The organism is Alteromonas sp. ABH4_452 (assembly GCF_056311825.1).
The window spans coordinates 995,767-1,007,728 of sequence record NZ_CM149973.1 but is presented as its reverse complement, the minus strand read 5'-3'; the positions used below and the strand labels follow the sequence as shown (position 1 = coordinate 1,007,728).

The following is an 11,962-nucleotide window of genomic DNA, read 5'->3' as shown; positions in this document are numbered from 1 at the left end:
ATAGATGTTTAACGCACGTTTTATTATTAAACCTTTGTAGCATTTTTGAACGTTTTGCTATTTAAAAAAATCTTATAATTAGGGTGAAACCCCTATGTTCTGGCCCTTCTCAAAAAGTCACTATTGAGGCGTACCTTGCTGCGATGACGTAACCCGATACCAAAGCAAACCGCAGCCTTTAGAATTTGGAGAAGAATATGAAGAAGTTCGCCCTATCTACCTTAGCTGCTGCAATGCTGGCAAGTCCTTCGGCTCACACGCTAGCCGACGCTTACATTGGTTCTCAAATGGCCGATAAACTAGTGTCTCTATCCCCTACAGAATCATTGATGGCGGTTGTTACGTACGATCAAATGTCGCCTCTTGCTGAATCTCAAATTACTCAACTATTAAACTTGGGTATTACAGAAGGTATTCAATTTAAAAACCTGCCAATTATTGGTGTAGTAGCCACCAAAGCTCAAATTGAAGCTATTGCACAATTTGACGGAGTACGCTCAGTATTCGCAAACCGTGAGATGAGCTTATACAACGCTGATGCGCGTGAGATAACGGGTGTTGCTGATATGCAGGGCGAAGCATTTGCATCGCGCAACAATGTCGAATTTACTGGTAAAGGTTCAACGGTTTTAGTCATTGACTCTGGTGTTGATGCTTCTCATCAAGACCACTTCTTTGGTGATACCGTGGTTGATAATGTGCAAGCGATTTTGAACCCAGGCGCATTGTCTATTGTTGGTATAACTGGCCCAACATTATCTAACCAAGTAAATACAGACTTAAACTCAGGCCACGGTACACATGTGACTGGCACTATCGCAGGTACTGGCGCTATGTCTGGCGGCAAGCACCGCGGCGCAGCACCAGATGCAGATATTATTGGTTATGGTTCGGGTGCAGCGGTACTCCTACTTGATACCATCGGTGGTTTTGATTACGCGATAAGTAAGCAGTACACCTTTGACAACCCTATCAAAGTTATTAGCAACTCATGGGGTTCAAGCGGCAAGTATGAGCCACTTGGTCCTATATCATTGGCCAGCTATAAAGCGCACACAATGGGTATGATTAGTGTCTTCGCTGCGGGTAACGATGGCCCAGGTGAAGATTCACATAACCCATACGCGCAAATTCCTTGGGGAATTTCTGTGGGTGCGGGCGATAAGTTTGGCAAACTTGCCGATTTTTCATCTCGTGGTCTTAAAGGCGAGTCTGGTGACTTTACTATGCCAGACGGCACAGATTGGACGTATACAAACGACGTAACCATTGTCGCTCCTGGTGTAGATATTATCTCTACTCGCGCTGTTTTAAATGCGGCAGCTAATGGCGGTGATGGTGATATTGGTGCGATAGAGCCGCAAAATATTCCTTTCTATACCATGATCTCTGGTACCTCTATGGCAACGCCACATGTATCGGGCATTATTGCGTTAATGCTAGAAGCAAACCCAAATCTTGATAACTTAACCATAAAGCGCTTGCTTCAAGAAACTGCTACTAATATGCCTGGCTACGAGCGCTGGGAAGTGGGTGCGGGTTATGTTAACGCGCGCTCTGCGGTTGCCGCGGCCCTTCTTGAAGACATGGATCATAAAGTTACGGTTAATAACCTAGATGGCAAAAACTTCAAAGCAAATGCACTAGTGACCACCAGCGACCGTGTAGAAAACTTCGATGTTTTTTACTCTCCAGTAGGTGCGCCTGAAGTTATAGAGTTTGAAGTAGGAACAGAAGAAGTACTTGTTAAAGCGTCTGCCGATAGTTTCGCAAACTTAACCAAGCTTGTTCTTGTTGCGCCGGACGGCACTGAATATCGCGGTAACCTTACAACACCAGTGCTTACAACGACCATGCGTGTCGCTGCTCCTGCAATGCCGGGCACTTGGGGCGTATATGTCTATGGATTGACGTCACTGTCTGGTATTGAGGCCGACCCATTAGGTTTAACCAACGGCCCAGGTCTGCCTGAAACCTTCAACGTTACTGTCTCGTTTGAAAATAGTGGTGGCTTTGAAGGTATGGATGATGTTGAAGGTCATCCTCAGCAAAACGCCATTGAATTCGCTGTTAGCGAGCGTCTAATGGATGCCATTAACAGCCGTGGTTTCTCGCCAGATGCCCGCCTTAAACGTAAGGACTTTGCTCGCTATGCGGTAATGGGCGGTGCAGTAAGACAATACCGTGACCTGCTAAACGAAGAGCGCCCTAACATCGGCTCTGTACCTGGGTTTGATAAAGCGTTTGTAGAATCGGTCATGGTCAAAGGTGGTGCACTTAAAGATAAGCTTCGTACACAAGCGCCTGTTCTAAGAAGCGTAGGCGGCAGCGCCGACCCCTTTGCTAGCGTAACCAAGTTAGATATTGCTTATTCGCTGGTGCAAATGTTAGGTCTTGAAGAAGCCGCACTTAGCTTCGACCCCAATGCCGACATCGTTGTTGACTATAATGGCGAACAAATCATTTTAGAAGACCAAGACAACATTCCGGCTGATATGAAGGGATATGTGCAGTTAGCACTAACCTTGTCTCTCATTAACGCTGAGTTTGGTGTAGAGCAAAGCCCATTTAGCATTGCGCCAACTATTACTGCGAGCTTCGCGCCAGATACAGTGATAACCAGAGCGCATTATGCTGTACTCGCTTCACGCTTTTTCACCCAATATTTTGAATAAAATCGCAAACCACTGAAAACGGTGCCATTATACTAATTGATAATGGCGCCATTTTAGGTTAAATTTTAACCAACACTGAAAGAGGTCATCCTATGATGTTTACTGCGATGAAATTCAGACAACTTACTACTGTTGTTGCCGCCACTGCATTACTTCTGCTTTCAACCGCGCAAGCACAGGTAGTTACTCCTGCAACCCTAACTGTCGATAACAATAAGATTCAGGCGAAGCTTGCGCTCACCAGCTTGATCGAAGTTGATTTGACCGTTGAGTTTGAAAACAGCATTGGTCTTAATGCCAACACTATTGATATTACTGCAGAGCTGCTAGACCCAGCAGACTTAACGATTACAGACCGTCTGCCTTCAGCACTAACAAGTGCCGTTTCAGGCTTCCCTGTTCTTGTTTCTATTTCGCCGAAAACAGACGCAGGGTTTGGCTTTGAAGGTTTAGCGACGGTTGAGCTTTACACCAAAGCCATTCATTACACCCCAACCATTCCATGGCGTTTGTTTACGTCGCATGACGGCGGGCAGTTTGAAGACATAACAACGCTTACTTCATCTGGTAGCTTTCGTGCGCGCGGTAGCACAGGTCAATTTTCCGACTTCATTATTTTGCTCGACAATCGTCCTTCAACTACTGTCATTAACGACAAAGTTGCCTCTTTAAGTTCAACTGTTAATGATAATCGCGACAAAATAGCCCCGCTGCTAGAAGCAGCTATTGATAGCGGAATAAATGACATTCAGTCAGCGTTGGCGATAAACGATGACGATGCAGCATTAATTGCGGTTGATAGCCTTATTACACTTGTTGACAGTGCTTCTGGAAGCCAGATTGCTGACGTATGGCGGTCAAGTGGCGACATAGTTAATGTGAAAGGTTTGCTTCTTACTCAGCTGCAAACATTACGTTTTAGTTTAAGAACGCTGTAAATAGTCCTGTTGACCTTAAACCCACACTGTTTTTTAAACACAGCTACACGGGTCTAGGGTCAACTTGGCTTCGTGCCTATCCGGGCATGGTCGTAGGTTGAAAAAAAACAATAAAAATTCAGCGACAGTGACATGATGAGGGTGATGCCATGCCATTACAGTTTGACTTTATAGAAAGCAACGGTAGCGTAAGTGAGCACTTGCTTTTTGAGGGCCGCGAATATCAAGTTGGGCGCGCCGATAGTGCCGACATCGTTATTCCTCACCCTCAAATCTCACGTTCTCACATTGTTTTACGCACCGCAAAATATGCTGACAACGACCATATTTGGCAGTTGGACGACACCAGTTCTACAGGGTGCTTCAGCAACGCAGGTATCCCCGTAAAACATCTTACGCTAGACAAACCTCACGTTTTGCAACTTGGTCCAATTCCTTGTGAATTCACGCCTGTCGCATTTAATAATGTCGTTAAACTTGATAGCCAACGTGAATGGCGTAAGCAACAACTAAAACGATATCAAAACCAACTACAGCACTGTAATAACAGCACTACACTTATTAACCTCGCCAGAGAGTGTTTAACTCAGTCGCTTGGGTGCGAACGCGCTTCGCTCATTCTGTTTGATAAAATAAATAACTATCAGCTTGGTGTAGGTTATGAAGATTGGATGCAGGGCGATGACTTTACAGGCAGCCGCACTATTATCAATCAATGTATGCAGACAAATGCCGTTCGCGCTATCGGTAATATTGTTTGCGACAACACGCTTAATAAGCAGCACAGTATAATAAACCACGGTATTCAGGCAGCCGTTTGTGTACCCGTATGTTTGGATGAAAAGCCTATTGGTGTTTTATATGCTGACTCTGTTTTAGGGCGTCGTTACTTCACACAAACGGACATAGAATTTGCCACCTCCTTAGCAAATATGATTTCCATGCGTTTGTTATTCCACACAATAGAGCATAAACTTTCACTTATAAGCTAGAATAAAAGCAATAACGTTTAAGCCAGTCGACCATTTGTTATACCTATTGTCGACAGGCCTGCGTGGCGTAAACCCTATTTGAGTTGCTTCGTCACGTTAATTAGTGAAGTGTGGAGAAGGCTTTGAACAGGCCAGATGTATTCTCGTCGCAAAATAATTCCCTTGAAACTGAAGCCTTAGCTTTAGGGCCATCTATTGCGCCAAATTCACGCCTAGCTAACCGTTTTCTTATTGTAGAGCAATTAGGCTGTGGCGCTCAGGCTAATGTTTATAGTGCGCTCGACGAGCTACTTGATGTAAAAGTGGCGCTAAAAGTGATAGAAGGTGGTGCTAGCGACCCGGTTAAAATGCAAACTATCCGCAATGAAGTTAATATTGCCAGACAGCTTCAACACCCCAATATCATTCGTGTACATGATGTTTTCTCTGACGGAGATACTGCATTCTTTACCATGGCTTTCATAGAAGGAGAGCCTCTTTATACGCGTCTTCAAAAACCTATCAGTAGGGCCGATTTCGATAAGTGGCAGCAACAGCTCATTGAGTCTTTACTTGCATGCAAAGCTGTAGGGATTAAGCATGGCGATATAAAGCCAGACAACATCCTAATAGACCATAATGAAGATATTAAGCTTATCGACTTTGGCATTGGTCAAAGCGCGGCTTCGGGTGTCCAGACCAGCGGGCATCAACGCTACACCGCTCCTGAGGTTATTCAAACCGGAAAAGCAAGTGAGCACTCTGACACCTATAGCCTAGGTAAAGTGCTAGAAGACATGTTGGGCTGTGTTGAAAAAGAAGGTTTTGGCATCTCCCATTTCTTATGGCTGAAAAAGCGCAAAACCTGTATTGCTCAATTAACCCATCACTTACCGGCTAAGAGACTTTCGCTGGAAGAAGCCTTTAGCGTTAATACCAGAGCCCTTAGCGTTAAGGGCAGTGCGACCGTGCCTAACAAAACCCTTGTTGGGTTTTCTATAATTGCTTTACTGGTATTAATTGGGAGTGCCAGTATTTTTTCCTTAACTTGGTATCAAAAAAGTACCCCCGAATTAGCAACAGATAGCCCTATCCAGCTTCTGGTATTGAACGACCCTCAGTACCCGCTTTTAGAAACCATTAACACATTACTTCGTTACCCTTTGTCTACCCACCCCAACATAGTGTTAGACAACAAAGAACAGACTCAAGCTTGGGTAAGCAATTTAGGGTTATCCCCCTTTACTAAGAATAATGATCGCACTGATTTAGCCGCTACACTTGCAGCTAATAGCGTACTGCTTCTTGATGCTACGCCTACCAGTAATAGTGCTTACTTGCTTCACGCAAGCTTACTCAGCATGCCTGCCAATACGCCTATTTTTACCGTGTCGCACAATGTGGATGCAAACACCCTTTCTGAGGATTTAGTGGAGTTCTCCAATAAATTAATTCAGCAACTATTTGATGCTGTTGAAACTCAAGCCCCTCAACCACTCCCTGATTTACGTTATCTAGATGCGTTAGATTCAGCGTGGCAAAAGGGAGAAACGCTAAATAGTACAGATGCAGTCGACGCCATTACCGCGACAACCCCCGATTACCCCGGTGGGTGGGTAGCCACAGCCCGCAATAGTATAAATACTGGCGACTATGATAGTGCCAGACAGGCCCTGCAAACCTTAACCAGCCTTCCCGAATTAGCGCTGTATTGGCGACTACAAGGCGAACTTCTAAGAGCTGAACTCAATGAAGATTTAGCCCTTGCAAAACAATCGATAGATGCACTGGTTTCTCAATTTCCTAACCGACCAGAATTGCTATCAATGCGGGCCGACATATACCAGTGGGCGGGCGAAGATGCCAAAGCGATGGCCGACTACAAAGCCGCTTTAGCCCTTCGACCGAATAACGGACAACTGTGGTTTGAGCTGGCTCGTTTGCAAATTATTAATGGAGATATAGAAACGGCCACCAGCGATTCGTTAACACGCGCACTTGTGGCATTTCGACAGGCCAAGGATACCCAAGGTGAAAGTTTAGTGCTGAATGCCTTTGGCATTGCCTACCTGCGAACGGCCGACAATGTAGAAGCGGCGCGTTATTTTAAAGACGCGCTAGCGCTGCGAGATGCGAAAACACAGCCTTCTCAACGGGCCAAAACCTTAGCAAACTATGCTATTGCTACTTCACTCACAGGCGACTACACCACTGCTGAAGCGTCGCTAGAAGAAGCTGTAAAGCTGCTTCACGATTTAGGTGACTTAGCACAAGAAGCGCACGTAAACGACACCCTAGGCTTTATGCTTGAAGAACGAGGACAGTTTGCAAGAGCGTTAGATTACTACAAACGAGGCCTTGATATTCGTGTTCAAAGCGATGACAAGGTACTTCAGCCCCAAAGCATGAGCAACGTGGCCTATATGCACTTTTTGATTGGTGATATCTCTCTTGCAGAAATATACTGGCAGCAGGCTAAGATGCTATTTGAGAGAAATGGTGATGAATCTCACCTACTTCGAACCCATCAAAATCTTGCGCAATTGAGTTTAGTTAAAGGTGATAAAAATATCGCAAGCAATTACTTAACGGCGGTAGATAGGCAATTAGGTACACAGCATAATCAGGAAAAGCTCTACAATCACCTTCTGTTCAGCTATTTAAACTTTGCAAACGGAAATTTAGAAGAAGCCACACAACATGCTGCACAGGCAAAACGCTTAGCTCAGGAGTCTGAAGATAGCCGAGCAAAAACAGAAGTTTTGCTCTGGGAGGGTGAAATATGCTTGTTAACTGCAAACTGGTCATGCTTAGAGAAGCGTCTTGAGTCGGTATTGCCCACCATCAACGAAGAACGTCACGAGCAATTCGCCGTTTATCAATGGCTAACGTTAGGGTTAAAGCATCATCAAGGAAACCTTAACGATGAAAGTGACGACATCTACAAAACGCTTCTAAATAACGACAATGTACCCGCGATCACCGAAACAAAGATTCTGCTCGATATGCAGCAGCGTCTATCTTTAGGCGCTTCGAGCAGTATCATGGAAAAGCTTGGCACTCTTATTAAACCTACTTATTATCAACAATACTTGCAGTGGCTGTATATACAAGCGTCGTTAGGTGATGAAGCATCAGTTGAAAAGCTCAAGCAAAAGCTCGCGCTATACCCTTCATATTGGCGCAATCACCTATACTATCGCGCTATTCCCGGCAAAGAAGATACCGTAAATAAGTTAACAACGCAGTGGCTGTCTCAACTACCTGAAAAACAAGCGGGTGACTACAGGAACGCCTATTTTGAGTGATTTAGCCAAAGAAATAGAGAGCATTAAGGCACTACAGGCAACACTTCAAGCGCGACTAGACGCTGATCAGGAAGTACTTCAGCAGCTTGCGAAACGCCTGTGGGCTCAACAAGAATCCGAAAAAGCTAAACTTTCTAGAGAGTTGCATGATGGTATAGGGCAGTTACTTACTGGGCTGACAAGACGACTGCAGGCACTCTCATCTTCCTCGCCTGAAATAGAAGCACTACACGGTATCGCTGAAATGGCGCTAAATGACGTAAGGCAGCTATCACGCCTTATGAGCCCCACCATTTTAGACGACCTGGGCCTTAAACCCGCACTAAACTGGCTGTGTCGGAACCTGCTTAGTGGTGAAGATATGGCGTATAACACTGACATAAATCTACCCACAGATCTCTCGAAAGATATAAGCACCTTATTATTTAGAATTGCGCAAGAAACATTGGTAAATGCTATAAAGCACAGTGAAGCAACACACCTTACTCTGACGGTTTCTTACCACCATAACGTTATTCGTTTAGATATTCTTGATAATGGTGTAGGGTTTGATAGTAGAACAATAGAGCCTGGCATTGGTCTTTCAAGTATTCGCGATAGAGCCGAAGCGTTCAACGCTACGCTAGAAATAGATTCAGCTGTAGGGCAAGGCACAAGAACAACAGTAACGGTACCTGTATGACAATTCGAGTAGTGCTAGCCGACGATCATGTACTCATGCGTCAAGGCGTATCTCAAATGCTAAATGCAAACCCAGATATTGAAGTGGTCGGAGAATGTGATGACGGTGTTGAGCTTATTGCAGCGGTGCTAAAACTCTCCCCCGACGTTATTCTGATGGATATTTCTATGCCGCGCATGAGCGGGCTCGTTGCCATTGATAAAATATTGTCTCAGCGCAGTGATGCAAAGATACTTGTGCTGTCTATGCACAACGAAGTGGAATATATAGAGGCCATGCGCGACGCTGGCGCAAAGGGCTACATTTTAAAAGAGTCGTCTGGGGACAGCTTAGTCGATGCGATAAAAAAAGTGGCGGCCAACAAAACCTCTTTCCCCGACGAATTAACCCAGTCATCCACTGAACAGTGTCAAAAGCACGTATCACCGCTGAGCGTTTTGACGCGAAGAGAACGAGAAGTCTTTTTCTTAGTTGCCGCAGGCAACACCAGTAAGAAGATTGCTGAACTACTAGATATGAGTCTTAAAACCGCAGAAAATCACCGAAGCAACATTTATAAAAAGCTCAATTTAAGCAGTTCCGCAGAACTTATCAGAATGGCAGGAAAAGCAGGCTTGCTAGAGTAGCTGGAATTTGTCCGGAGCGTACAACTCTATTCTTTCCCCTTTTTACATATTAAGCGAATACTGATTGCAGTAGCTAAAATCCTCAGCACTAAACTTGCTTTAGTGGACTCCCCAAAAGCAAATTCCGTTAAGTAGAACACTACTCTATAGAACTTTTATACGTTAAAACAAAAGAGAGGGGCCTTGCTTCATCTGAAACTCTCCACAGCATGGATGCTGTGGCGAAGGCCCCATGGATGGGTTTACGCCGTGTTTCAGATGGAACAAGGCCCCTCTTATATCAGAAATTAAAGCTCAGCGTATTGCGTAAGGATAAACGCCGCTTCGCCTCGTGATACGCCATCTTGTGGGTTAAAGAAGGCTTTAAGCGTAGGCTGTAGGTCAAATGGACCTTGCTCTACCTTCACTTCCACCTGCATTATCCCTGCAGCTAAAGCTTGTTGAACATAGCCGCGATACTCAGGTGCAATTGCGTCTGTATCTTCAACTTCCACCGCTTCACCAAGCACGATAGCGATAACCTTTTCAGAGTCAAAGCTGCTCGCGGCATCTTCAAGACCTAATGCTTGAACCATTGAGTACGCCATTTCTTCCTTACTTACCTGCATATTGCTACCAAAGAAGTCGCCGTCAACTTGCATCACCGATTGCGTATTCATCTCTAAATCACCTAATACAGCGCCAGTTGCTGTTGCTGAATTTACCGCGGCAGCGTTTTCTGCACTCACATCGGTGTAGTTAACTGTATTACCATCGTTGGTTTGACGAAGATTAGCGCTAAGCGCTAGCGTATCAGCAAGTTCTACACGCGTTAACGGTGCATCTGGTGCAAAACCGCTTTCCTTTGCGTCCATTAGCTCATTTGCTACTACATATTCAATGAATGGTTTCGCTGGATGGCCTACTGCATCATCAATACCGGTATAGCCTGATGTAACTAACAAGCGAATATTCACATCGTTAGTACCAGGAATGCCCACACCATTTGTAACGCCGAGTGGGTCAACTGACACACCACTAATGCTGCCAATGCCTCGGCTGTATAGTTTCCATGTACCCGGCATACCCGGAGCAGCTGTACCAACAGAAGAACCTAAAACAGGTAGGCCAATGCCAGAACCGTAGGTATTTCCTGCTGGGTCTTCTAATACGAACGCTGTTGCCGTTTCAATTGACGCGCTCGCCACCACCATAGATACGTCAGACGTTACCTCAAACTCTTCTACTGGTGACTCACCAACAGGAAGATAAGTTGTAGGTAGCGTAAAGCTATCGCCTTCAGCAACGTTAGCAAATGCGTTAAACTCGCGATTCTTCTTCACTGTATCGCCAAATACTTCTTCACCGTCAAGCACCGCAGTTACAGCAGCATAAGCGTTAACGTAGCCTGCGCCCACTTCCCACTCGTCCATACCAGCCATTGGTGTTGCGGTTTCCTGAAGAATGCGTTTAACATCTTCCCACTGAAGGTTTGGATTTGCTTCTAGCATTAGTGCAACAATACCTGACACATGCGGTGCTGCCATTGATGTGCCGCTAGATACGGTATAAAACGGCAAGTGCTGTGGCTCAATCATCTCCGCGTCGTCAGCTGCACTTAAACCGCCTAAGCTAGACAGTGATGCACGGGCAGATATGACGTCTACCCCAGGCGCCGTTACGGTAGGACGGTCTTCCCACGTGAACACTTCGCCATCAACAACTGCCTGCCCGCCCTTTCCGTCAACACCACGAGAACTAAAATCAGCTAGCTCGCCTTGTTTGTTGCCCGCAGCCACTGTAATTACCCAAGGTGCCTTTTTAAAATTACCGGTAATAGTTGATTCACCTGGACCTGAGTTACCCGCTGAGAACACGGTAATAATACCGCTGTCAGCCAATGCTTTAGTTACAACGTTGGTTGGGTCGTCTGGGTTGAAGTCTGTACCTACATCACCTGTGTTACCGAATGAGTTAGAGATAACACGAATGTTGTAATCGAACTGGTGTGTTAACGCGTAGTCGAAGCCACCGATAGTATCTAAAATAAATAAAGCGGCACCCGAGCCATAACCAATGATGTCTGCACCTGGTGCTACACCTGCGTGTAAACCACCGCTCTTGGCGCCGTTACCGCCTACTGTGCCTGCTACGTGAGTACCGTGACCGCCTAGGATATCGGTGTTAGATACGTTTTCTTGGTATGTAATCGGTAAAATGCCGCTGTAGCTATTTAGATTAACCTGCGCTAAAACGTTTTGCACAACGTGATCAGGGAAAGCTAAATCACCGTGGGTACCGTCAACACCCGAGTCGTTTACCACTACACCAATGCCTTTACCTGATACTGGCATGCCGTTAATGCGAATATCGCGGTCAGCCTGTAGTGCCTGTACGCCGGTAATTTGGGTAGACTCATGGTTCTCTAATTCTAGTGGGTCGTTGTTCCACACTGACACAACGTCATCACGTTGATAAAGCGCTTCAACTTGCTGCTTGTTGGCTAACACACCAACAATTGGCACGTTACGCAGGCTAACACCGCCAGTGATGCCTAACGATTCAAGTGCTGTAATTTGTTCTGTTGTGGCAGGTCCCTTACCTTCAAATGTAACAATAACTTGTTGTAGTTCTAGTGGCGAAGCAGCAAGTGCATCAGCCAAGGTTTTATCGAAAGTTTTTGCATTCACCATGCTCGATGGTAGGGCACAAGCAATAGCAACTGATAATACTGTTTTGTTATTAAGGAACTTCATAATACACCTCTCTTTGAGTACCCCTTG

At 45.4% G+C, this 11,962-nt stretch carries 7 protein-coding genes; 6 read left to right on the top strand and 1 reads right to left on the bottom strand.

From position 1 onward, the window contains the following. The first annotated feature begins 197 nt into the window (after positions 1-197). From ACYX4N_RS04365 to ACYX4N_RS04340, 6 genes are all read left to right on the top strand, one after another. Complete coding sequence (locus ACYX4N_RS04365) at positions 198-2,675, top strand: S8 family peptidase (RefSeq protein WP_476055726.1); 2,478 nt, start codon at positions 198-200, stop codon at positions 2,673-2,675. A gap of 92 nt (positions 2,676-2,767) precedes the next feature. Next, positions 2,768-3,613, top strand: coding sequence for a DUF6689 family protein (locus ACYX4N_RS04360; protein WP_476055725.1), 846 nt, complete (start codon positions 2,768-2,770; stop codon positions 3,611-3,613). A 149-nt stretch (positions 3,614-3,762) separates the two neighbouring features. Further along, complete coding sequence (locus ACYX4N_RS04355) at positions 3,763-4,605, top strand: GAF domain-containing protein (RefSeq protein ID WP_476055724.1); 843 nt, start codon at positions 3,763-3,765, stop codon at positions 4,603-4,605. A gap of 122 nt (positions 4,606-4,727) precedes the next feature. After that, positions 4,728-7,892, top strand: a complete 3,165-nt coding sequence (locus ACYX4N_RS04350; protein ID WP_476055723.1) for a protein kinase domain-containing protein — start codon at positions 4,728-4,730, stop codon at positions 7,890-7,892. Then, positions 7,885-8,574 carry a sensor histidine kinase gene (locus tag ACYX4N_RS04345; protein WP_476055722.1) on the top strand — a complete coding sequence of 230 codons (690 nt, stop codon included), beginning with the start codon at positions 7,885-7,887 and terminating at the stop codon, positions 8,572-8,574. Before ACYX4N_RS04350 ends, ACYX4N_RS04345 begins: the two co-directional genes overlap by 8 nt. After that, complete coding sequence (locus ACYX4N_RS04340) at positions 8,571-9,200, top strand: response regulator (RefSeq protein ID WP_474804562.1); 630 nt, start codon at positions 8,571-8,573, stop codon at positions 9,198-9,200. The genes ACYX4N_RS04345 and ACYX4N_RS04340 overlap by 4 nt, the downstream gene beginning before the upstream one ends. A 287-nt stretch (positions 9,201-9,487) precedes the next feature. Here ACYX4N_RS04340 and ACYX4N_RS04335 read toward each other — a convergent pair whose 3' ends face one another. After that, the gene (locus ACYX4N_RS04335; RefSeq protein WP_476055721.1) at positions 9,488-11,935 is read right to left on the bottom strand and encodes a S8 family serine peptidase; all 2,448 of its coding nucleotides are present in this window, start codon (positions 11,933-11,935) and stop codon (positions 9,488-9,490) included. Positions 11,936-11,962 lie beyond the last annotated feature (27 nt).

Excerpts from the sequence above, each read along its gene's own strand:
- ACYX4N_RS04335 (WP_476055721.1), bottom strand. The coding sequence starts at position 11,935 with ATGAAGTTCCTTAATAACAAAACAGTATTATCAGTTGCTATTGCTTGT.
- ACYX4N_RS04355 (WP_476055724.1), top strand. The coding sequence starts at position 3,763 with ATGCCATTACAGTTTGACTTTATAGAAAGCAACGGTAGCGTAAGTGAG.
- ACYX4N_RS04365 (WP_476055726.1), top strand. The coding sequence starts at position 198 with ATGAAGAAGTTCGCCCTATCTACCTTAGCTGCTGCAATGCTGGCAAGT.
- ACYX4N_RS04360 (WP_476055725.1), top strand. The coding sequence starts at position 2,768 with ATGATGTTTACTGCGATGAAATTCAGACAACTTACTACTGTTGTTGCC.
- ACYX4N_RS04340 (WP_474804562.1), top strand. The coding sequence starts at position 8,571 with ATGACAATTCGAGTAGTGCTAGCCGACGATCATGTACTCATGCGTCAA.